General features: G+C 55.0%; 20 protein-coding genes, 1 pseudogene and 2 riboswitches. Of the genes and pseudogenes, 12 read left to right on the forward strand and 9 right to left on the reverse strand.

Annotated elements, in window-relative coordinates; all coding sequences use genetic code 11:
• Positions 1–134: 134 nt before the first annotated feature.
• Positions 135–1,925 (reverse strand): methyl-accepting chemotaxis protein, encoded by a 1,791-nt coding sequence (locus tag N909_RS0118335; RefSeq protein WP_029917591.1) that lies wholly within the window; start codon positions 1,923–1,925, stop codon positions 135–137.
• A 217-nt stretch (positions 1,926–2,142) separates the two neighbouring features.
• Here N909_RS0118335 and N909_RS0118340 point away from each other — a divergent pair, with 217 nt between their 5' ends.
• From N909_RS0118340 to N909_RS0118360, 5 genes are all read left to right on the forward strand, one after another.
• Positions 2,143–2,649 (forward strand): nitrous oxide reductase accessory protein NosL, encoded by a 507-nt coding sequence (locus N909_RS0118340; protein WP_029917592.1) that lies wholly within the window; start codon positions 2,143–2,145, stop codon positions 2,647–2,649.
• 31 nt (positions 2,650–2,680) lie between these two features.
• Positions 2,681–3,001 (forward strand): hypothetical protein, encoded by a 321-nt coding sequence (locus tag N909_RS0118345; RefSeq protein WP_063336441.1) that lies wholly within the window; start codon positions 2,681–2,683, stop codon positions 2,999–3,001.
• 71 nt (positions 3,002–3,072) lie between these two features.
• Positions 3,073–4,230 carry an ABC transporter permease gene (locus N909_RS0118350; RefSeq protein WP_029917594.1) on the forward strand — a complete coding sequence of 386 codons (1,158 nt, stop codon included), beginning with the start codon at positions 3,073–3,075 and terminating at the stop codon, positions 4,228–4,230.
• Positions 4,230–4,919, forward strand: a complete 690-nt coding sequence (locus N909_RS0118355) for an ABC transporter ATP-binding protein (RefSeq protein WP_155006008.1) — start codon at positions 4,230–4,232, stop codon at positions 4,917–4,919. Before N909_RS0118350 ends, N909_RS0118355 begins: the two co-directional genes overlap by 1 nt.
• On the forward strand, positions 4,916–5,923 hold the full coding sequence (locus N909_RS0118360) for a hypothetical protein (protein ID WP_029917596.1): 1,008 nt from the start codon (positions 4,916–4,918) through the stop codon (positions 5,921–5,923). Before N909_RS0118355 ends, N909_RS0118360 begins: the two co-directional genes overlap by 4 nt.
• Positions 5,924–5,989: 66 nt before the next feature.
• Here N909_RS0118360 and N909_RS0118365 read toward each other — a convergent pair whose 3' ends face one another.
• A complete protein-coding gene (locus tag N909_RS0118365; protein WP_051689951.1) occupies positions 5,990–6,376 on the reverse strand; it encodes a YajD family HNH nuclease in 387 nt (128 codons plus the stop codon).
• 386 nt (positions 6,377–6,762) lie between these two features.
• Here N909_RS0118365 and N909_RS0118375 point away from each other — a divergent pair, with 386 nt between their 5' ends.
• A complete protein-coding gene (locus N909_RS0118375; protein WP_029917598.1) occupies positions 6,763–7,305 on the forward strand; it encodes a hypothetical protein in 543 nt (180 codons plus the stop codon).
• Between the two features lie 107 nt (positions 7,306–7,412).
• Here N909_RS0118375 and N909_RS0118380 read toward each other — a convergent pair whose 3' ends face one another.
• Entirely contained in the window at positions 7,413–8,933 is a 1,521-nt protein-coding gene (locus N909_RS0118380) for an acyl-CoA dehydrogenase family protein (RefSeq protein WP_029917599.1), read from the reverse strand.
• A gap of 341 nt (positions 8,934–9,274) precedes the next feature.
• Entirely contained in the window at positions 9,275–10,747 is a 1,473-nt protein-coding gene (ilvC, locus tag N909_RS0118385) for a ketol-acid reductoisomerase (protein WP_029917600.1), read from the reverse strand.
• Between the two features lie 159 nt (positions 10,748–10,906).
• Here ilvC and ilvY point away from each other — a divergent pair, with 159 nt between their 5' ends.
• A complete protein-coding gene (gene ilvY / locus N909_RS0118390) occupies positions 10,907–11,797 on the forward strand; it encodes an HTH-type transcriptional activator IlvY (RefSeq protein ID WP_029917601.1) in 891 nt (296 codons plus the stop codon).
• 19 nt (positions 11,798–11,816) lie between these two features.
• Here ilvY and N909_RS26590 read toward each other — a convergent pair.
• Positions 11,817–11,999: pseudogene (locus tag N909_RS26590) on the reverse strand (Rdx family protein); the annotation flags it as partial.
• Between the two features lie 56 nt (positions 12,000–12,055).
• Entirely contained in the window at positions 12,056–12,727 is a 672-nt protein-coding gene (locus N909_RS0118400; RefSeq protein WP_245613634.1) for a 3'-5' exonuclease, read from the reverse strand.
• Between the two features lie 205 nt (positions 12,728–12,932).
• Here N909_RS0118400 and N909_RS0118405 point away from each other — a divergent pair, with 205 nt between their 5' ends.
• The 5 genes from N909_RS0118405 to N909_RS24895 all read left to right on the forward strand — a co-directional run bounded on the left by N909_RS0118405 (position 12,933) and on the right by N909_RS24895 (position 20,115).
• Positions 12,933–13,943, forward strand: a complete 1,011-nt coding sequence (locus N909_RS0118405; protein WP_029917603.1) for a helix-turn-helix transcriptional regulator — start codon at positions 12,933–12,935, stop codon at positions 13,941–13,943.
• A 69-nt stretch (positions 13,944–14,012) separates the two neighbouring features.
• Positions 14,013–14,390 (forward strand): hypothetical protein, encoded by a 378-nt coding sequence (locus tag N909_RS0118410; RefSeq protein ID WP_029917604.1) that lies wholly within the window; start codon positions 14,013–14,015, stop codon positions 14,388–14,390.
• 42 nt (positions 14,391–14,432) lie between these two features.
• Positions 14,433–15,017 carry a Maf family protein gene (locus N909_RS0118415; RefSeq protein WP_029917605.1) on the forward strand — a complete coding sequence of 195 codons (585 nt, stop codon included), beginning with the start codon at positions 14,433–14,435 and terminating at the stop codon, positions 15,015–15,017.
• 101 nt (positions 15,018–15,118) lie between these two features.
• A riboswitch (cyclic di-GMP riboswitch) is annotated at positions 15,119–15,199 on the forward strand.
• 147 nt (positions 15,200–15,346) lie between these two features.
• Positions 15,347–15,426: riboswitch (cyclic di-GMP riboswitch) on the forward strand.
• A 116-nt stretch (positions 15,427–15,542) separates the two neighbouring features.
• Positions 15,543–18,839: a putative Ig domain-containing protein gene (locus N909_RS0118425; RefSeq protein ID WP_029917607.1), complete on the forward strand. Its 3,297-nt coding sequence runs from the start codon at positions 15,543–15,545 to the stop codon at positions 18,837–18,839.
• Between the two features lie 16 nt (positions 18,840–18,855).
• The gene (locus N909_RS24895) at positions 18,856–20,115 is read left to right on the forward strand and encodes an Ig-like domain-containing domain (RefSeq protein WP_051689953.1); all 1,260 of its coding nucleotides are present in this window, start codon (positions 18,856–18,858) and stop codon (positions 20,113–20,115) included.
• 59 nt (positions 20,116–20,174) lie between these two features.
• Here N909_RS24895 and N909_RS0118435 read toward each other — a convergent pair whose 3' ends face one another.
• From N909_RS0118435 to N909_RS25805, 3 genes are all read right to left on the reverse strand, one after another.
• Positions 20,175–21,479 carry a DUF3422 family protein gene (locus tag N909_RS0118435; protein ID WP_029917609.1) on the reverse strand — a complete coding sequence of 435 codons (1,305 nt, stop codon included), beginning with the start codon at positions 21,477–21,479 and terminating at the stop codon, positions 20,175–20,177.
• A gap of 76 nt (positions 21,480–21,555) precedes the next feature.
• Positions 21,556–22,593 carry a GMP reductase gene (locus N909_RS0118440; RefSeq protein ID WP_029917610.1) on the reverse strand — a complete coding sequence of 346 codons (1,038 nt, stop codon included), beginning with the start codon at positions 22,591–22,593 and terminating at the stop codon, positions 21,556–21,558.
• A 107-nt stretch (positions 22,594–22,700) separates the two neighbouring features.
• The gene (locus N909_RS25805; protein ID WP_155006009.1) at positions 22,701–22,847 is read right to left on the reverse strand and encodes a hypothetical protein; all 147 of its coding nucleotides are present in this window, start codon (positions 22,845–22,847) and stop codon (positions 22,701–22,703) included.
• Between the last annotated feature and the right edge of the window lie 52 nt (positions 22,848–22,899).

Below are 22,899 nucleotides of genomic sequence, written 5' to 3' on the forward strand. Positions count from 1 at the left end.
CCTTAGGGAAGGCTCTTGGTCGAGCGTTCCCCTGGCTGCGGCGATGGCTATACAAAAGGCCGACTGAAGGAAACCCTTCAGTCGGCCTTTTGTTTTGGCGAGTATCTTTGTTGCCTTTGTGCGCTGTCTGCCGGTCAACTCTGCAGGACATGGGGGGAAAAGCCGAGCCGGATCGCGCCCCAGTGGCGGCCCTGAATATGGATCGGCATGGACAGGTCACTGAGGACCTCCCCGGTGTCGCGCATATAAGTCTGGAGCAGGAAGTTTTCCTTGCTGCGGGCGCTGCGCAGCCCGGTGGTGTCGTTAAAAATTCTTTTTTCCCGGCTGTAATGGATGTCCTGCTCGGGGTCTCCGGTCAGGGGCTTGGAAAACACGCTGTTGTGGGTCGGCCCATAGCCGTTGGCGTCGACGCAGATGGCAAAAATACCTTCCGGAAGCCGACTGAGAGTCCGGTCATAGAGTGGCTGCAATTGCCTGGCGAATTCCTGATCGTATGCGGTGCGATACTTGGGAGGGTGGGTGCCAGGAATCGCCTGATAGGCCGTATCGAAAACATGACAGCCCCGGGTCGCGAGATTGTCGATCTGCTCGGTTGCTCCGGTCTGAAAATCGCGAGCCAATTGGAGAATCTGCTCGAAAGCTCCCTCACCGGTGATAAAACGGGCCACCAGCTGTTGCATCGATTCGCTGGTGTCCTGCAGGTCGATCGCGATCTGTTTTGAGGCTTCCGTCTGTTCCCTGACGGTCTGACTGAGGTCGCAGATGGACGAGACTTTTTCGTGGGTCTGCTGGTTGGCGGCGGAAATTTCCTCGACCGAGGCGGTGATATGCGACAGCCGGCCGTAATTTTCATCAAACTCTTTGATCAGGTTCTGATAGTTATTGCTGGTCATGCTGGACACTTCCATGGTCCGCTCGGCGGCGCGGTTGATGTCGCTTGCTTCTCCTAACGCACTGTCGATACTGGCGAGGATGTCGTTGATCTGCCCGGCAATTTGCTCGCTGGCTTTATTGGCCTGCTCGGCCAGTTTTTTAACTTCTGTGGCGACCACGGAGAAACCTTTGCCGGCCTGACCGGCGCGGGCGGCTTCGACTGCTGCATTCAGCGACAACAACCCGGTCTGGAAAGAAATCCCCTGGATAATCGAGATGATTTTGCCGATGTCCCGTGATTTGTCCCCCATGGACTGGATGGTCTGATCGTGACGTTTGATCTGGGTCAGCATGTCTTGCATATTTTGATTGACCGACTGCAGTTCACCCAACGCGTCACGGGCGGAATTGAGACTTTCCGAAGTGGATGAGGCCACTTGCTGAGCGTGGTCCGAAATTGTTCCGAGGGTCTGGGTTGCTTCCTGGCTGTTGGCGAAGACGACTTGTGACAACTCTCCCTGGCTGGTGGCCTGGCCGCTGACATTTTGCACCTGATGGACAACCGTGGTTGCGCCGACCGCAACATTGATGCCCAGGTTGCGAAGGTGGTGAACGGTCTGTCTGAGCTGGTCGAGAAATTGATTGTAGTTGGTGGCCAGATCGCGGAATTCATCGTACGTATTGATTTCAAGGCGGTTGCCAAGATTGATTTCTCCGGTGTTCATGGCCTGGAGCTGAGCGTTGAGATCGCGGACCGGCCTGACCACCAGGTAGCGTAGAAAGAGCAGGGTGCCAATCATGGCCAGGATGGACAGAATCAACAAAATCAATGCTTGCAGGATGGTTCGCTCGGCAATGGCTGAGACGTTGGCAACGGTTTGCGATGATGCCGAGAGGAGTATGGCCTGGATCTGGCGGATATTGAAATAAACGGAAATAAAGAGAATTAGCTGGAGGACAAACAGGAAGCTGACATTGCCGATCAGTTTACGCGTAAGTGACTGGAAAAAATTTTTCTCCAGAGTGACATAAATGCTGCGAAAAATCTGCATGAAGGTTATCCTTATGAGTGACAACATTAACAGGGGATTTTTCTATAACGGTGTTCTTTAGTAAAAATTAATAATAGTTATTTTCTAACGAATGTCAATCACAAATCTGGATGTGGTCCGCTGCCGATTTGTTTGGTGCGGAAAGGTTTTTGCAGAAAATAACCTTTCCGCATGGTCAGATGGGTTATGCCAATTCTTATTCTGCCGGGAGAAATTCATGAAAAAGGTCGCCATGTTGTCATTGCTCTCATGTTTGCTGCTGGTTTTTGTCGGCCACGCGGAAACCCTGCCCGATCAGCATCAGCATCCTTCCTGCAGTTATTGTGGAATGGATCGGGTCAAGTTTGCTCAGAGCAGAATGTTGGTTGAATATGCAGACGGCTCGGCGGTTGGAACTTGCAGTATCCACTGTATGGCCGTCGAGTTTGCCAATGCCATTGATAAAATGCCGGCTCGGCTGCTGGTGGCCGATTACAACTCCCGGCAGTTGATTGATGCGCAAAATGCGGTCTGGGTGATCGGCGGGGATCAGCGCGGAGTGATGACCGCCCGACCCAAATGGGCTTTTGCCGAACAGCCTGCGGCGGAGGACTTTATCGCCGCCCATGGCGGCTCTCTGGCGACCTTTGAGCAGGCGATGACGTTCAGCTATGAAGATATGTACGCAGACACCATCCGCATCCGGAAAATGCGGGCGATGAAAAAACATCAACACATGAATTGAGCAAAATCGAGGGCGGGGCAGGTTTTCTCTGATGATACGCAGCTTCTGTTACTTCAGCTTCATGATTCTGTTGTCCGCCCTGCTGATTGGCCTGTTGGGTTATGGGGACCGCGTTGTCGGGGTTCCTTCCGGGTCGCGACAGCAGCGGGAGGCTGTGGTCCGGGTGCTCGGGTTGACGGATCTGGCGCTCTGCAGTGAAGCGCGCTATACGCGCAACCCGACCCAGGCCGATCTGTTCTCCGCCTTTCAGGATTACCCCGGAGCCTTTGAGCATTTCCCGACCGGGGCGATCATTTTACCGGATCCGGTCGGCTTTACCAGCCGAGTCCTGTTCCGGCAAGCCAAGCCCTGAGCCGCTGTTGATCGTCAGTCTGCAGTGACCCCGGACGATCATTTCCTTCATCATAGCGGAGACCTGAAGCGATGCGTCGCCAGCTGAAAATCCTCGAATACACCCTGTCCAGCCTGTGGCGCCGGAAGTTCAAGAACCTCTCCCTGATTGCGGTCTATTCCCTGACCATTGCCGCGCTGGGCTCGGTCCTGCTCCTCACCCATGCCCTTAAGCAGGAAGCCGCAACCAGCCTGTCCGCGGCTCCCGAACTGGTGGTGCAGCGGGTTGCCGGCGGCCGGCATGAGCTGATTCCGGTCAGCTATGCCGCAACCATCGCCGCCCTGCCGGGGGTGACCAAAGTGACTCCTCGGGTCTGGGGATATTTCTATGATTCCCTCATCAAAGCTAATCTGACCCTCCTCGGCATTGGCGAAGAATCAGGCCGGCTCGAGTTGCTGGATGGTCGCTTGCCGAGCACGGAGCAGGAATGTGCCATCGGTGACGGGGTCCGGCAGGCCTTCGGACCGGGGCTGAATGATCTCCTGGTGCTGGAAGATAGCGGTAGCCGCCGCGTTGAATACCGGATAGTCGGGGTGTTTGCCAGCGCTTCCAACCTGCTGACCAACGACTTGGTGGTCTTGACCGAACCCGCGATCCGGAAATTCTTCCTGATCGCACCCGACATGGCCACCGATCTCGCTGTGGCGGTTCCCAATCCACGGGAGATAAAAACCCTGGCCAAAAAGATCAAATACCATCTGCCCGACACCCGGCCGATCAGTCGTGCGGAAATCCTGCATACCTATGATTCCCTGTTCAACTGGCGCAGCGGTATGCTGCTGGCCGTGGCTGCGGCTGCGCTGTTGGCGTTCTGCATTCTGGCCTGGGACAAGGCCACCGGGATCAGCGTGGAGGAAAAACAGGAAATCGGCATTCTGAAAGCCCTGGGCTGGGAAACGGCGGATGTGCTGACCAGTAAATTCTGGGAAGGGCTGGTGATCTCCCTGACGGCCTTTGTCATCGGCCTGCTGGCGGCCTGGATTCATGTTTTTCTTTTCAAGGCGCCGGCTTTAACCCCGCTGCTGAAAGGCTGGTCAGTGCTGTTTCCGGACTTTCAGCTCAATCCGAGCGTTGATCTCTACCAGGTGTGTGTCCTGGCGTTTCTGACGATTATCCCGTATCTGGCCTGTACCATGGTGCCGGCCTGGAAAACCGCGGACAGCGATCCGGAACAGGTGATGAGGAACTGATGGCTTTGCTGCAAATCACGGATCTGAACAAGATTTATCATCGCCGCCGGCCCGACGAAATGACCGCCTTGGCCGACATTTCGCTGACGATAGAGCCCGGTGAGGCGGTGGCTCTGACCGGGCCGAGCGGTTCGGGCAAAACGACTTTGCTCAGCCTGCTCGGATGCATGGCGCGGCCGACCTCCGGGGATATTTTTCTCCATGAGCGCAATATCGCCCGCCTGCCCGAGCGGTTTCTGGCCAGGATCCGGCGGGAGTCGTTCGGTTTTGTTTTCCAGCACTACCAGCTGCTGCGCGATGTCAATGTCCTGGAAAACGTAATGCTGCCCCTGTACCCGACCGAGCGCTCCTTTCGGGAGATGAAAGCTGCGGCCGGTGCGGTGCTGGAGCGCTTCGGGATGCTCTCCATGGCCGGGAAGAAAGTGAAACAGCTCTCCGGAGGCGAGCAGCAGCGGGTCGCCATCGCCCGGGCGCTGATCGCGCAGCCGGAGGTGATCATTGCGGATGAGCCCACCGCTCACCTCGATGGCGACCTGGCTCGGGAGCTGCTGCGGATTTTCCAGGATCTGCACAGCGAAGGGACAACGCTGATCATGGCCACCCATGACCCGTTGCTGGCCCAGGCCGCCTTTGTGCAGCATCGTATCCGTTTGCGTTTCGGGCGGATTGAAGAGGATCTCCTGCTGTGATTCTGCACCCCGGCATTCTGGCTCTCCTGGGGGGCTCGCTGGTGACTCTGCTGATCATGGTCGGCGCCAGCTGGCAAGCGGTGCGGATCTTACTGTTCTGGGATATCACCAGCAGTTCGGAAGAACAATTGCGCCTGGAGCGCAGAACCTGGCTGATTTCAACGCTGGTGAATTACGCACTGGGATTTCAGGTTTTTTCGGCGGTTCTGTTCGTGTTTACCGCCGACGATATCCATCGGCTGTTTGTCGGGGCCATGTGCGCCACAGGGTCCCTCAACGCCAACCTGGTCGGCTGGCTGGTCTTGTTGCTGAAGGGTTTTTTGCTGTTTGCCGCAGGGCTTTGGGTGTTGCTCAATCATCTCGATCAGAGTACCGAAGATTGCCCTCTGGTTCGCCCCAAGTATGCTGCGCTGCTGGTGCTGACCCCGCTGGTCGGGCTCGATTTGTATCTGCAGTGGCGCTACTTTTCCGGTTTGCAGCCGGCCGTGATCACGTCTTGCTGCGGTTCCCTGTTCAGTGACCAGGGGGAGTCGGTAGCCGCCGATCTGATTGCGCTGCCAGTGGGGCAGGCCATGACCCTGTTTGCCCTGGCCGTCGGCGGCTATCTGCTGTTGCTGGGCGCTTGCCTGCGCTTCCCATTCGGCATCCTGCGGCAGCTGTTGTTTGCGGCGGCGGTGCTGATGTTTTTTATCTCTCTTGGCGCAGTTATCTCTTTCATCTCTCTGTATATCTACCAAATGCCGACCCACCATTGCCCCTTCGACATGCTGCAAGGGCATTACGGCTATATCGGTTATCCCCTCTATGGCGGGCTATACCTGGCGACACTTTACGGAATGCTGCCGGGGATCTGCCAGCCGCTGCGCAAATATCCGAGCCTGCGGCGCGAGATCAACCGCCGCGAGCGCCATTGGCTGCTGACCGCAGCGCTGGGGATGCTGGTGTTCCTGGTGTTTTCCTGCTGGCAGATGGTCTTCGGTTCCTTGCGCCTGTTCGGTTATTAGACGGTTTTTGTACAACAGCCTGCCGAGCCCTTGGCGGGTGAGCAAGATGAATGACTATTTTCCGACTTATTGATTCTGCTTGCTGAGCTTTTCGGCAAGCGCGGCAAAGGGGGAGTGGACCAGCGTTTCCACGCGGCTGTTGTTTGTTTCCAGCTCTTCTCGATCTGCCTGGATGCCGCGGGTGTGTTCATGGTCATGACAGTAGAGACAGAGCAACTCCCAGTTGCTGCCGTCGGGCGGGTTGTTGTCATGATTATGGTCTTTATGGTGAACGGTCAGCTCACGCACTTTTTTACCCTCGAATTCCCGGCTGCAACGGGCGCAGACCCAGGGGAAAAGCTTCAGCGCCTGTTCACGGTATCCGGACTGGCGCTGTTTTTCTTCGGCTAAAAGAGTATTGAACAGGTGATCGCCGGCGGCGGGACTGAGCGGTTTCTTTTTGTCGTGACTCATGCCGATCTTCCTCTGCGGGTTCGTTGGTTAGACTGCTGTATGGCAACTATTATAGCGTTATGCCGCTTGAAATCCAGCCTGAAGAGCTTAATGCAGCACGGGACCGCCCATTCCTCATCAAACCCTAAACTGTCGCACATATGAATCTCACACAAAAACGATTAGTTAGTTTTCATCCGGAAACGGCCCTTTTCCGCTGTGGCGGTGTCAATCTGCGGGTTTTCTTGTGCGGCGTAAAGGACTACGCCTCCGCGCAACCCCTTGATGTCCTTGCCACAACGAAAAATTACTCGTTTCCAATCTGAAAACTTAATAATTGTCATCCAGAGTTTCCGGATGACAATTAGTTTGCGCAAATTCAAATCTTTCTAAAAAAGGAGCTTAACATGCGTAACTTGTGGTCTGTTGTGTTGGTCTTGGGGTTGTTCTTGGGCGGTTGTGCCGGAGTCTCCGGATCTGCTGCTACGGATACCCCGCAGCAGGTCGTGGCTGAAGACGGTCAGTTCTATGTCTATGCCTACGCCGGTCGGCATTATGTTGTCGGCAGTCAGGAAAGCGCCAAAAAATTTACCAAGAATAAAGTGGTGCCCTATACCAAAACCATTCTTGGCGCTGGCCCCCACGGCGAAACCGTGGTTTTTGAAGTTAACAAAAAGGACCCGGCTGATACCGAACGCTTGATCGAAACTTATCAGAAGACCCCATTCCTGGTTGCGGAAAAAGGGGATAATTATTCAGTCTTCAAGTACAACAGCCGTATTTACGTTATCGGCAACGCCAAAATCCGTGCTGCCTTTGAAAAACATCCCCATTTGCCTTACACCAAAACATTACTGGGCGCAGGACCCGGTGGAGAAACAGTGATTTTTGAAGTGGATAAGAAACACCCTGAGAATACCGAAAAACTTGTGAAAATGTACCGGGGCTGAAATCTTCATCCGGAAATAAGCCGGACTGTTTAAAAAAAACAAGAGCCCGCTCCCGGGTCAGGGGGCGGGCTCTTTGTGTGAACGACTTTGCAAAGAACCGAGACGGTTCAGGACTGGTAGCAGTTCAGCCAGGAGCTGTTTTCTTCGTAACCTTCATAGAAATTGTGCAGGTTGGAAAAATTGAAACTGCTGAACAGGGCGGTCAACTCCTGCTCAATATGGCTCAAAGAACTTTGGATCAGCTCTTTGTTAAAGGGGGTCTGCCCCAGTCTGATGACCTGGTCCATGGCGACGATCCGACTGACGACTTTGCCCAACTCGGTCAATTTACGCTGCGGAAGGTGGGTACGGACCGAAAAATCGAGAAGCTGCCTGAGGCGGTCGGCCGCCAGGACGGTCAACTCCATTCCTGACAACAGGGTCAGCAGATTGGCGTTTTTGGCGCGCTGCAACTGCTTCTGGATGGCTTCGCCGATCTGGATATACAGGATGTCGTTGGAGCCTTCAAAGATCTGAAAGGGGCGGCTGTCCACAATCGCCCGGCCGGCAATGTGATTGAGTCGGTAGCCCTTGGCGCCAACCAGTTGCAGCAGCGATTGGGCGGTTGACTGCATCAGGTCGGTCAAATAGGTTTTGACGGCGTTGGCTTCCAGTCCGTGGGGTGCCATATCGTTCTCAATACTGACTTTGTGGCTACTGTTCAGGCACATGGCGGAACACACGGTGAATGCCGACTGGAGGCGAGCCAGACGCTGTTGCACCTGATCGTAGGTGAACAGACTGCGGCCTCCGACCACCCGGTCCCGACAGTGGGCCACGGCCTCATCGAGCATGCGCTGAATAAACCCCATCCCCATGCCGGGGAACTGCATACGGCTGCGATGCAGCAGGTCGAGCATCATTTTAATCCCGCTGCTGTGCGGTTCAAGCTTCTGGACAACCGGAATTTTGACATCAACTTTATTGCGTCCGTAAGGGAGCATGTAGATGCCGAGGTTCTGATAAACTTCCTCCACCACAATGTGCTGATCCCGGGCGGCGACATCACAGATAAAAAAATCGATGTCGCGCATCAATTCGCCGCTTTCATTCTGCTGTCTGGCCGTTAGCAACCAGAAGTCAGCCCATCCGGTCAGTCCAGCCCAGTGCTTGGTGCCCTTCAGATGGTAGCGGTCACCGTGGCGGGTGTAACAGCTCTGCATGCGCAGGGCGTCGCTGCCATGCCCCGGTTCGGTGATCATCAGCCCGCCCATTTTGCGCTCGGCCAGGAATTTCTTCAGCAGTGGCAACTTGGCTTCATCCTGCGCGTACTTGATGACCGGCTGCAGAAACAGGGCCCAGTTGATGCCGAACCCCAGGGAGAGTGGCAACGATTCATAACTTGCCGCTGCGGTCAGTGCCAGCCCTTCGTGGCTGACTCCACCGCGCCCGCCGTAGCGTTGCGGGACATAGGTTGCCAGCGGATTGCCGGCCATGATTTCGCGCAGCACAAAAGGGGGCAGACCTCGCTGGGCGCTGATTTCGTTCAGATCGGTGCGGACATGAAACAGCTGCCGGAGTTTTTCTTTGAACTCTGCCAGAAACTGCGGAAAAGGCTTGTTTTCTACAGACGTGGAAGAATCAGGCATGACAGGACTCCTTGGTAATACCTTCACAGATCAACCGATCGGTCATGATTGAATACAATAGTTCATGTCTACCCGTACGTAAGACAAAAAGGCCCCGATGGGGAATCGGGGCCTTTTTGAATTATTGATAGTTGTTTGTGAATGTTAAAGACTTGATACTCTTTACTCCGCTAAACAAACGACTCAGATTGTTGTTGCTGCGGTGGCTCAGAAACGTTCATGTTTCCCTCCCTTGCAAGCATTTGTATAAATACTATCACCTCTGCTGTTGGCAAGACAAGGCCGGGGCGATTTTTTTTCGGCGCCGGTCAACGGGGGGCAGAACCCTTGAGCACATGTCCTCAGGCAATCGCTTTCATGCCTTGCATGGATGCCCGCAGAACCTCGCCGACCTCTTCGACCAGGTGGTTGCGGATTTCGGCATTCACCTGCACCAGGGTCTGGTTGTCGACTCCGGCATCGGCCTCGCTCAGCCCCTTGCCGATGACTTCGGTGTCAACGGTTGCCATGAAATCCTGCAGTAGCGGCAGGCAGGCGTGGTTGAACAGGTAGCAGCCGTATTCGGCGGTGTCCGAAATTACCCGGTTCATTTCGTAGAGTTTTTTCCGGGCGATGGTGTTGGCGATAAGGGGCGTTTCATGGAGTGATTCATAATAGGCCGATTCGGGCTCGATGCCTGCTTCCACCATGACCTCAAAAGCCAATTCGACCCCGGCTTTGACCATGGCGACCATGAGGATCCCTTTGTCGAAATACTCTTGCTCACTGATCTCGCCGGCGGCCTCGGTCTGTTCAAAAGCGCTTTTTGAGGTCTCTTCGCGCCAGGTCAGCAGTTTGACGTCGTCGTTGGCCCAGTCTTCCATCATGGTTTTGGAAAACTCGCCGGAGAGAATGTCGTCCATATGTTTTTCATAGAGCGGCCGCATGATCTCTTTCAGTTCCAGGGACAGTTCCTGGGCGCGGAGTTTGGCCGGGTTGGAGAGCCGGTCCATCATGTTGGTGATCCCGCCGTGCTTGAGCGCTTCAGTCACGGTTTCCCAGCCCTGTTGCACCAGTTTGGCGGCCCAGGGAGCATCGATGCCTGCACCAACCATTTTGTCGAAACAGAGCAGGGAGCCGACCTGAAGCATCCCGCAAAGGATGGTTTGTTCGCCCATCAAGTCCGATTTGACTTCGGCGATGAAGGAAGATTCCAGCACCCCGGCCCGGTCTCCGCCCTGTGCCGAGCAGAGTGCCTTGGCGATTTCCAGGCCGTCGCCGTTGGGATCGTTTTCACCGTGGACCGCGATCAGGGTCGGGACCCCGAAACCGCGCTTGTATTCTTCGCGCACCTCAGTGCCCGGGCATTTCGGGGCAACCATGATGACGGTCAGGTCTTTGCGGATCTGGGTGCCTTCCTCGACAATATTGAAGCCATGGGCGTAGGAAAAGGTCGCGCCCTGTTTCATCAACGGCACCACGGTTTTGACCACATCGCTATGTTGCTTGTCCGGGGCCAGGTTCATGACGATATCGGCGGTCGGCAGCATTTCTTCATAGGTACCGACTTTGAAGCCGTTTTCGGTAGCATTGATGTAGGACTGGCGTTTTTGCTCGATAGCTTCCTTGCGCAGGGTGTAGGAGACATCCAGGCCGCTGTCGCGCATGTTCAGCCCTTGATTCAGCCCTTGGGCACCGCAGCCGACAATGACAATTTTTTTTCCTTTGGCATATTCGCAGCCTGCGGAAAATTCTTCTGCTTCCATAAAGCGGCAGGTTGCCAGCTCTTGCAGTTGACGACGAAAGGGGAGGGAATTGAAATAATTTTGACCCATCTGTTTGCTCCTTGAACCTGTCTGAAGTTTAATATCTTGAATAAGCGAGTAGAAAAATGTTTTAGGAACTCTACCCTGAAATCTATGTTGCGTAAATTGATTTATTGTGTAGATTGTATTGCGTTTGTAGGAATATAAAGTTCTCCAACAGAGGCGGAAATGGATATTCGTGAACTTGAAATCTTTATCGCTGCTGCAGAGCAGCTCCATTTCGGCCGTGCCAGTCAGGTCTGCAACCTCAGCCCCTCGGCCCTGACCCGCACGGTGCAACGCTTGGAAGAGCAGTTGGGGCAGACCCTCTTCTTGCGCGATAACCGAACCGTGCAGCTGTCGGCAAGCGGCAAACGTTTTTATGCCTATGCCCGCCAGGCAGTGCAGGATTACACTGATTTTCAGGCTTCTCTGAACGGTTCCCAGCCGGTTTCAGGAGCCTTGTCGCTGTATGCTTCGATTACTGCCGTGTACAGTGTCCTGCCCGACCTGCTCGAATCTTTTCGCAAAACCTACCCCGAAGTCCATCTCGATTTAAAGACCGGCGCGGCTGAAAAAGCAGTGGCTCAGGTTGAAGCGGGGGAGATCGATATTGCCGTAGCCGCACTCCCGGACCGGCGTAGCGCCGGAATCGTCTTCCTGCCGATCATGACCACTGCGCTGGTTTTTATCGCCACCCGGGCCCAGGCGGAAGAACTGCAACGGCATCGGCAGGGGAGCTTCAATCTGCAGCAGCTGCCGCTGGTGCTGCCGGAATCCGGGCTGTCACGCCGCCGGTTGGAACAATGGCTGAAAAAAAATCGCGTGACTCCAAATATCAGCGCCGAAGTCTCCGGCAATGAAGCCATCATTCCCATGGTGCATCTTGGCGGGGGGATCGGGATTGTGCCACGCCTGGTGCTTGAGCGCAGCCCGTTTCGTGAAGAGGTTGTGGTCCTGGAACAGGCGCCTGAACTGGATCCTTATGTGGTCGGACTCTGTTCCAGCAAACGGAATCTGCAAAAACCAGCAGTCCAGGCCTTCTGGGGGCTGGCCGAGCTAAACTCTGCGCCAGCTTGAGCGACCCACGCCGGGGTCGTTAAAGCTGCTTGGCGGTGAGCATGGCCAGGATTTGGGAATCTGCAGGGAACTCTCCGGTGGCTCGTTTGGAATAGATCAGTGCGCGATCCACAACAATTTCAAACACGCCGCCGCTGGATTCAATCAATTCAACGTCGACGGCAAACTGCTGGGCGATCTTGGCCGCCAGACTGGCGGCGCGCGCACGATATCCTCAGCGATTGCAGTATTCGATGCTGATGTCCATTCTTCAGCTCCTCAGCCGAACAGGCTGCCGGTTTTGCCAACGGGATCAAGGCGGGTTTCCCGAGCTGTTTTTTCCAGGAATGCAGGAACCTCGTCCTTGTTCATCCGGGCTATTTTTTTCATCAGGTCAAAAGGCACCTCGGCCAGTTGATAAGTAGCCTTAAGGTCGGCGACGATGCTGTTCCACAGCTCGGCGGTCATCTCCGCATCGGCCAGGGCGCGGTGAAAACTGCCTTTGTTTTGGATCTGCTTGTAGCGCACCAGGGTTTCCAGCTTGTAGTTGATGACATCAGGATAAACCCGGCGTGCGATCTGCAACGTGCAGCCGAAATTGAAGGGGCGGCTTTTCCCGAGCAGGCTGAATTCCGCTTCCAGAAATTTCTGGTCAAAGGATGCGTTGTGGGCGACCAGGGGATAACTGCTGATAAAGCGGGCAAAATTCTCCATCACCAACTCCGCGGGCGGAGCCTCGACCAGCATGGTATTGGAAATACCGGTGATGGTTTCAATCTCCCTGGTGATCAGGAAGCCCGGATTGATAAGGCTTTGAAACCGGTCCAGAACCGTTCCGTCACCGAGTTTGACGGCGCCGATTTCAATGGCGCGATCACCACGATCCGGGTACATGCCGGTGGTCTCAAAGTCGAGAACAATGATTGTTTCGTTATGGTCGAAGAGGTTCAAAATAGCAAATCCTGATTTTATGGATGAATTCATTATCCTGACTGAGTATGATGCAGGATATTCCCGTGTGAAACCTGATTGGTTATGATTCTCCCTGAGAAGCTCTGTTCTGTCAATGTGCAGGCTGTTTTTTTGGTCTTTTTATCCATACTGCGAAATTTCGCAGATGCCAACTTTCGCTTCCTTTTGCCGTTGAGGTAAACCAGTGCCGGGTCGCAAAAACAAACCGGGGCGCGCGCCCAAAAAATACAGCCAGGCGGCCCGCCTGCATGACCTGATCCGAATTCTCGAGGCGCGCTACGGGGCCACCGTCGAGGAACTGGTGGAAGAGTGCCAGGTCACCAGGCGGACTATCTACCGCGATTTGCAGGCGGTCGTCGAAGCGGGTTATCCTCTGGTGACCGAGCGGCAGGCGGATGGGCGGGTGCTCTATCAATTTATTTCCGGGTTCAGCAAAATTCCGCCGATTACCTTCTCTCTGGAAGAGCTGATGACCCTGTATTTCTGCCGTGGACAGCTCGAATTTTTGCAGGGAACTCCTTTTCAGGATGATCTCGAAGCGATTTTCGCTAAGATCCGCTCCAGCCTGCCGCCCCGCAGCGTCGCTCATCTGGAGCGGATTGCCGAAGTTTCGGCACCGCGTTTTCGCGGCTTTAAGGATTATTCCGACAAGCATGATCTGCTCATAAATCTGCGCCAGGCTTTATTGCGGCAGCAACGTTGCGAAATTGTCTATCAGCCGGCAAAGCGTGACAGCACCCGTTACCTGATCGACCCGTATACCATGTTGTTTTTCAATAACGGACTCTATATCGGCGGTTTTGCCCACAATCGAAATGCCCTGCGCCTGTTTGCCGTGGATCGCATCGAAAGCCTGGCCGTGCTGGACGAGCGCTTTGAGGTTCCGGCGGATTACCGGGCTGAGCAGTTGACCGGCTCGGCCTTCGGGCTGATCAATGAAGGGGATTCGTTTCCGCTGGAGCTCTATTTCTCCAAAGAGATCGCTCATCTTATCGGGGAACGGATCTGGCATCCGGAACAGCAGCTGGAAGTCCACGACGACGGTGGGATCGGCCTGCGTTTCAGTGCGAGCGGCGAAAAAGAAATCCTTGCCTGGGTCTATTCTTTTCTCCCCCATGTGCGTGTCATCGCTCCTGAATCATTACGCCAGAAATTTTTAGCGGGGTTGCGGGCGGGCCTGGAATTGAGCGGATAGAGTTGTGTGACATATTCTGTCACAGCGACATTCTATGATCATCTCAACCTAAACAGACAGGAGGTTGTCATGATCTGGTTGTCAGCATTAAACGGAGTAGAGGGTTACAGTAGTTACTTCGATGTTCGTGAACTGGATATCCGCTGCCGCAATCGCACCTGCAGTGGCTTGGTCAGTGGGATTGTCGGGGTAGGATCCCTGGAGTTCTGGGGCGACGTCAGGGTTGGTAAAGAGGATTCCGTCCAACTCCTGCAGATCTACAACGACGATGGCATGATTGAAACGATTCCGGACGGGGTGGACCAACAGCTGTTGCAACATGAACTTCTGGCAGAGGTCAAGTCTCTGCTGCAAGGTTTTGAAAATGCTGAATTTACTCCGGTTCCACGAAGATGGCATCCCGGAGTTGCTGAAAAAACGCAAAAAGATTGTTGTCTCGCGGCCTGACCTTCGGTCTGATATCCGGGAAAGGGTCGCTGAAGGAAACAGATGAGAACGATTGTCCTGGCTTCAACCAGCCCTTACCGAAAAGAACTGCTGGCCCAACTGCAAATCCCTTTTACCTGTGCCGCTCCGGATTATACCGAAATCCTCGACGATAGCGTGGCTCCGGCACTGCTGGTCAGACATCTGGCGCTGGGAAAAGCGCAAAGTCTGCGGGAGCGGTTTCCCGATGCGTTGATTATCGGTTCGGACCAGATTTTTGTCGATCAGCGTGGCCGCCCCGTCGGCAAGCCAGGCTCGTTTCATAATGCTTTTCAGCAGCTCAAGCAGATGGTCGGTCGGACCCATTGTTTCTATACGGGCCTGGCCCTTGTCGATAGCAGGAACGACGCCATTCAAACCGATTATGCGACCTTTTCCGTCAGCATGAGGGCTTTGAGTGACGAGCAGATCAAGGCTTATCTGCGCCGCGAGGAGCCCTTTGACTGTGCCGGATCGTTTAAAATAGAAGGTCTTGGGATTGCCCTCATGGAAAAAATGGCCGGGCATGATTACAATGCACTGATCGGCTTGCCACTCATCAAGCTAGTGATGATGCTGGAGAATTCCGGAGTCGATGTCTTATCCTGACTGGGATGGTCAGAATAATGAGAAGTCTCTTATCTTTTGTGTTGATTTTTTTTTGTGGTAGCGTTATTGTCCTGTTACACAGTTTCGATAAAAAAAAATATTTACCGAAAGGGCAAAGCCGGAGCAATCCGGTGACGCAAAGCCAACGGGTCCTTCAGAGTAAGGATGGCCGGGTTGCCGAAGAAAATGCAGCTTTTAAGCTTTTATAGCTAGAAAAATGCTCATTTCGGCAGCGGAATGGGTATTTTTTTTGGGGAGGCAAGCGGTTGCCTCCGTTGAAAAACACCCAGCTCGTCAATTGTTGACGTGCTGAACATGACAGACAGATGTCTCCGAAAAGGCAAAACCGGAGTAATCCGGCGACGCAAAGCCACGGGTCCTTCAGAGTAAGGATGGCCGGGTTGCCGAAGAGAATGCAGTGCATTTTTTCCAGCTCCCCCGTCTATAAAATGCGCTCATCTCCGGCAACGAGGTGAGCGCATTTTTTGTTTGACTGCTTTCTTCAGGGCATCGGGGGAATACTAAATGAAAAGTCAATTCTGCAGAATGTCGGCTTGTGCCGGGCTATTGGTGCTTCTTTTTGCAACCACCGCTTTGGCCAAATCGGTCACCCTCTCCTGGGATCCCAGCCCCAGCAATATCACCGGTTATAAGATCTATTACGATACCCAGTCGGCCGAGACCCCGTTTGTCGGGATCGACGCTATCGAAGGAGATTCTCCGATCGATGTGGGGAATGTCCTGACCTATACGGTGACCGGTCTCTATGATGATGAAGACTATTATTTTGCGGTCACGGCTTATGATGGTTCCGGCAATGAAAGTACCTACTCGAATGTCGTGGTCAGTGCCGCGGTCGGAACCCAACCCCAGAACACGGCCCCGGTCCTGAACAGCATCGGCAGCAAAACCGTTGCCGAGGGGAGTCCCTTGGCGTTCACCGTCAGCGCCAGCGATGTTGACGGCGACAGTCTGAGCTACAGCGTCAGTGGATTACCGGTAGGGGCGAACTTTAACAGTTCGACCCGGGCCTTCAGTTGGACGCCGGGCTTTGGAGCGGCTGGAGACTATGCGGTCACCTTTACCGTGAATGACGGCAGTGCCACAGACAGCGAAACGGTGACAATCACCGTCAACAATGTCAACCAGGCTCCGGTCCTGAACAGCATCGGCGGCAAGATGGTCGCCGAGGGCAGTTTGCTGACATTCAAGGTCAGCGCCAGTGATGCCGACGGTGACAGTTTAAGCTACAGTGCCAGCGGGTTGCCCGTCGGGGCCAGCTTCAACAGTTCGACTCAAACTTTCAGCTGGACACCAGATTATACGGCCGCTGGAAGCTATGCGGTGACCTTCGCCGTGGCTGACGGACAGATCGTTGACAGTGAAACCGTAACCATCGTGGTTAATAACGTTAATCAGGCGCCGGTTCTCGGCAGCATCGGCAGCAAGATCGTTGCTGAAGGCAGCTTGCTGGCATTCTCAATCAGCGCCAGCGATGCTGATGGTGACAGCTTGAGCTACACTGCCAGCGGGCTGCCGAGCGGGGCGAGCTTCAACAGTTCGACCCGGACCTTCAGTTGGACCCCGAATTACACTTCCGCCGGCAGTTATACGGTGATCTTTGGCGTAAACGATGGCAGTGCGACGGACAACGAGACGGTGACAATCACCGTCAGCAATGTCAACCAGGCTCCGGTCCTGAACAGCATCGGCACCAAAACAGTTGCTGAGGGAAGTTCTTTGGCGTTCACCGTCAGTGCCAGCGATGTTGACGGCGACAGTCTGAGCTACAGCGCCAGTGGGCTGCCGGCCGGGGCGAGCTTCAACAGTTCGACCCGCACCTTCAGTTGGACGCCGGAATTTGCTGAAACGGAAAATACCCGTATCTTTGCCGTAGTTTTTGCGGCCAGTGATGGCCGGGCTGAGGACAGTGAGCTGGTGACCATCAACGTCACCAACGTCAACCGGGCACCGGTGCTCAGCGGTATCGGCAGTCAAAACCTGGCCGCCAACAGCGCTTTCAGCCTGACCATCAGTGGTAGTGATCCCGATAATAATGCGTTGACTTACAGTGCCGCCAACCTGCCGGCCGGGGCGACCTTTAACGCTAGCCTGAAAACTTTTAACTGGACCCCGAGTACTGCCCAGATCGGTAGTTATGCGATCACTTTCAGTGTCACTGACGGCAGCCTGAAGGACTCTGAAACAGTGACTATGGTGGTTTCTGATAACAACTCTGCACCGGTGATCAGCGGTCAGCCCGCCAGCACCATCATGGCGACCTATCTCTACTCGTTTACGCCACTGGCCAGTGATGCCGATGGTGACAAACTGACCTTCTCCATTACCGGGAAACCGTCCTGGGCTAGTTTCGACACTTCCAGTGGGCGGCTCTACGGTAGCCCGTCCGAAACCCAGACCGGAACTTACAGCGGCATTGTCATCGCCGTTTCGGATGGTGCCAAGAGTGCAGTTTTGCCGGCGTTCTCCATCGCCGTCAGTGCCTATGTACCTGTCGATACTGATCATGATGGTGTGCCGGACAGCATTGATGCGTTCCCCAATGACAGCAGCGAATGGCAGGATACGGACGGCGACCGGATCGGCAACGTCGCTGACCCCGATGATGATAATGACGGGGTTGCCGATATTTACGACGGGGCACCGCTGGACGCTTCTTCTTCCGCCTGGCATATCCTGGCACAGGCCGAAGCCGGAGGCTACATCAGTCCCGAGGGGGAAACCTATCTGGCTTACGGCGAATCCCAATCCTATCAGTTGACTCCCATGGCGGGTTATTACGTCAAAGACCTGCTGGTCAACGGTCGGTCGGTCGGAGCGGTCAGTACCTATGCCATTGACGGAATAGCGGAGCATTATGAGCTGAACGCTGTGTTTGAAGCCATCCCGACCGGGCTCAGCCTGAATCCCGTTGCTGAGGGGCTGGCCGGGATCGACCGCGTTGATGGTGGCGACGACAGCCATAACTATGTTGACGGCAAGCCGAAGCTGGCCCTTGACTACCGTTTCCATGTCACGTTGCGTGAGGCTTCGGTCACCGCAGACCAGCGGGTCGTTTATCTGGTCCTGGACAGCTATAAATACCGGATGAACCTCAGCAGCGGAGCCCTGGTCAACGGTGCCGAATACGCCCTTGTCTCCAGGCTCGGCCCAGCCTATGCACACAGCTTTTATTTCATTGTCGAAGATAGCGCCGGCCACCTACTGGGTCGCTATCCCACCAGCGGCAGTCTGGAAGGCCCGGTCGTCGAACTGTTGGACGGGCGGAACCTGGTTGCTGTTGCGGCCGATATCGACGCCAGAGCCTTGGATTCAGCCACTGCGTTCGGCAATAAGCAGGTGCAGGGCTGGTTGCCGGATGCAGGTCCGAAGGGGCAGTTCAAACTTGCTGATTCCATCGGCGCCATTCGCAGCGGCAACGGCTACGTTATCAAGCGTGCCGACAGCGGCACTTTGCCGGATTTGAGCGGCTATGGCCAAATCACTGATGAGATGATAGCCGTGCCGGTATTGCCGGGTTGGAATCTGATCGGCAACCCGTACGGCGGCGCTGTGGCCCTGGCTGATATCGATGTCCAGGTTGGGAGCGGGATCCCGGTGCCTTGGCTCAATGCCGTAGCCGAGAATATCGTCGTCGACGGTATCTATTCCTATCTGGGCGAAGACTGGGGTGGCACTAATGAGTTTGCCAGCGCCGCTTCGGCAGTCCCGGCACAATTGATCCCCTGGATCGGCTACTGGGTCTATGTCAATCCTTCCGATGATGCAGTCACCCTGCTGATTCCGAAGCCGTTACAGTAGTCTGAGGAGACAGATCATGATCTTGATTCACTCAAAAAGAACGATTCACTGTTTTCTTCTCGGCCTGTTACTATTGCTGGCCGCCGGTTGCAATAACGGCGGCGGCGGTGACAGTGGCGGCAGCAGTGGCATCCCTACAACAGATAATTCGACGGACACTCCGCCCGTATCGGGAGCATCTCTGAGCGGTCAGGTCGCCGATGGCTATCTGATCAAGGCACAGGTATTTCTGGATCGCAACGCCAACCGGATTCATGATAACGGCGAGCCAATGAGCTATACAGCTGAGAACGGCAGCTATGTACTCGCCGTTGAAGCCGGGGAGGGCGACCTGTATCCGGTTGTTGCCCGGGCTGAAGCCGGGGTGACCATTGATGCGGATAATGGCCTTTATCTCGAAGAGAGTTATGTCCTGGAATCGCCTCCGGGGCACTGGGTATTTGTTTCGCCCCTGACGACCTTGGTGAAATTGGAGCTGGATAAAAATCCGCTGATCAGTTTGCAGCAGGCTGTTTTGAGGGTTCGCAGCCAGGTGGGCATTGCCGATGAGGTGTCTCTTTTTGAAAATTACCTGACCAGCGCTCCGGGCAATGCGGTTCTGGCCGAGGAACTGGGACGAACCCATCGTGCAGCCCGGGCGATAGCCGGGTTGATGGGGCAGCTGCGCAGTCTGGTCGTTGAAAATCTGGGCCGGGAATTGAGTGCAACTGAAGAGGAAGCCGTTGCCTACCTGCTTAGCGATCGCATCCTCAGTCGCTCCGCCATGATTGAAGCAGCACTCAATCACGAACGCAACTATGGTGACGATCTGGATGTTGAGGGTTTGGTCAGTTCAATCCTGGCGATCATTGAAAATGAACCTATGGATGGGGAGGTGTTGGCGGACTATGCTGAGCGTATTGATCAGGGACTGGATAACTGGGATATGACCCCGCCGCAAATCCTCAGCAGTTCCCCAGCCCAAAGCTCGGTTGCATCAATCGCCACAACCATCACGGTTGCGTTTGACGAAGGGCTTGATGAGGCGGTCATTGAGCATGGCGGCCTTGCACTGACCGGACCGAACGGCGTTGTGGCCGGGTCTCTTGTTTATGATGCCGCCGGAAAGAAGCTCTCTTTCACTCCTGACCAATATCTGCTGCCCCATACCGACTACCAGGTGATTCTCAAAGCAGATCTGGCTGATGCCGTCGGCAACCGCTTGGGAGAAGAGAAATCCTGGAGTTTTGCCACCATCTTTGATCAGACCCCGCCCGCGCTCCCGGAATTTTTCTAACCGACAACGCAGCAAATGGACCAACCGGCCGGGAAAATCACCGGCCGGTTTTTTATTGCTCAGTCGCTTTGGGCTTGAATCAGTCTGCGTTTGATGCGCCTGGTGACAAACCAGGTGCCGAGCAGGACCAGCGGAATAAACGCGGCCAGGAGGGCACTTTTGTCAATTCCCCAGGTTTTTAGCGGCAGGCCGTTGAGCAGATAGCTGAGCAGCCCAACCGCATAATAGCTAATCGCGGCGATGGATAATCCTTCCACTGTTTCCTGTAGCCGAAACTGGAGTCTGCTGCGCCGGTTCATGGCTGTCAGCTGGGAACGGTTCTGTTCCTGAATAATAAGGTTGACCCGGGTTCTCATCAGGTCGCTGGCCCGTTCAATTCGTTTAGACAGGTCGTCCATCCAGAGTTGGACCGCTTCGCAGGTCCGCATGGCTGGATTGAGCCGGCGATTGATGAACTCGCCAATGGATAAAAAGCCTTCCAGGGGCTCCTCTTTCAGGCCCTCCAGCCGGTCCTTGACCAGTTGATAATAAGCCCGGCTGCCGGAAAAGCGACGGTTGGTTTCGGTCCGATAGGCTTCCAGCCGAGCCTGAACTCCGGTCAATATCTCAAGATGTTCGCGTTCGCTCCGGTCGGTATCAAGATCGGTGACCACAGTTAGAATATCCGCCAGCTTACGATCCATTTCCAGCAATTCCGGGCCGATCTTTTTGGCCATGGGCAATGAAATCAAGGCCAGCAAACGATAGGTTTCCAGGTCGGTCAGGCGACGATTGAGCTGACCAAGTTCTGCCAAACTCAGACCGTTGTGGCGGATGATGAAGCGACCGTGGCCATCACCATGCAGGCGAAAGGCCGAGAAGACCTGCGCTTTTTTTCCGTAGGCGTTGCTGGCCATGACCTGCTGCCCTTCAAAATAACGGCTCAGCGCCTGCGGCTCATAACTGAGCTGGCCGGTGTCGATGACGATGTGAAAAGCGGTGATCATCTGGCCTGGCAACTGACTGATCCAGTCGGCGGGGAGCAGTTTGATGGCGGTGAAATTGAAAGGTTCCTCTTCTGCCAGCGGCTGCATAATGGTCAGGGAGTAAAATTCGGCATGCAGCTCCCAGTGGACGGTGAAGTTGCCGAAATCTTCGTGAAAGGTGACGCTGTCCTGGGCAGGGATGTTGATCCCGTAACGGTGGCAGAGGTTGCAGAGCAGCTGATAGGATTGCTGCAGTTCTTCATTGTTGTTGCAGCAGGCCGCCAGGTGAGTGATCTGCTGGGGGCTGCCGAGGGCATAAAACGGACGAATGTGCAATTCGTTGTACAGGGCATCCCGGAGGGGATGGAAGTTGTATTCTGTCGGGCTGGTCGCGGGCATTCCTGAGTTCCTTACCTGGCAGTGGTTGGTACGGCTTGCGCCGAGGCAAGCAATGTCTTTACAGTAACATTTTCGGTCAGGAAAAGGTTCTGTTCTCTTGTTCCTGGACACGGATAAAGGTGGTGCGTTTAGTCAGCTCCTTAAGGGCGGCGGCACCGACATAGGTACAGGTAGAACGGACCCCGCCGAGAATGTCCTTGACCGTCTCTGCTACCGGTCCCCGATACGGGACCTCAACGGTTTTCCCTTCGGAGGCGCGATACTCGGCAACCCCTCCGGCATGCTTGCCCATGGCGGTTGTCGAGCTCATGCCGTAAAAAAGCTTGTACTGCTGCCCGTCACGCTGAATCAACTGCCCGCCGCTTTCATCATGTCCGGCCAGCATGCCGCCCAGCATGACGAAATCCGCGCCGCCGCCGAAGGCTTTGGAGACATCGCCGGCACAGACGCAACCGCCGTCGGAAATGATCCGTCCGCCCAGTCCGTGGGCGGCATCGGCACATTCGATAACCGCGGACAGCTGGGGATAACCGACGCCGGTTTTGACCCGGGTGGTACAGACCGAGCCGGGACCGATGCCGACCTTGACAATATCCGCGCCGGAGAGCAGCAGTTCCTCAACCATTTCCCCGGTCACCACATTGCCGGCCACGATGGTTTTGTCCGGGAAACTGTCCCTGCACTGTTTGACAAAGTCGACGAAGGCTTCCGCGTAACCGTTCGCGACATCGATACAGATGAACTCGATCAGGGGGTGGGCGGCGATGATCTGCTCAAGCAGTTTGAAATCGCTTTCCGCTGTGCCGGTGCTGGCCATAATGTGGTTGAAGATGGTTTTTTCTTTATCCTTGAGGAACTCATTCCACTGTTGCACACTGTAGTGTTTGTGGACGGCAGTCAGTAGGCCGAATTGCGCCAGGACTTCAGCTAGTTCAAAGGTGCCGACGGTATCCATGTTGGCGGCAATGACCGGGACCCCGGTCCAACTGCGGCGACTGTGCAGGAAGGTGAAGGTTCTTTCCAGTTTGACTTGAGCGCGGCTTTTCAAAGTCGAACGCTTGGGGCGAATGAGGACATCCTTGAAGCCCAGCTTCAGGTCGGTTTCGATACGCATAGTTATTTAGTCCTTTTCTGGCAGTGTCAGCTAAAACAGCTGCGCTGGTAAAACCGTCTGCCGCTGTCCGGCGAAGATCCTTCCGGCAACGGTGAGAGGGTGTTTTTCTAAACTGTAACTGATTTTCCAACACTGCGCAGCACAGTCCTTTCTTGACCGTCAATCTGCGCGGATGATAAGCTCAGCTCAAGTTTGGGTGCCGCTTCAGTCAGCAGGGAAACAGGTTCTCCCAACGGCACAAGAAGAACTTTCATCCGGCTCTTCCCGCCACTCATTTTTACTAAACTCTTCTGGAAATACAAGTAT

Source organism: Pelobacter seleniigenes DSM 18267 (assembly GCF_000711225.1).
In the GTDB taxonomy this organism is placed as follows: domain Bacteria; phylum Desulfobacterota; class Desulfuromonadia; order Desulfuromonadales; family Geopsychrobacteraceae; genus Seleniibacterium; species Seleniibacterium seleniigenes.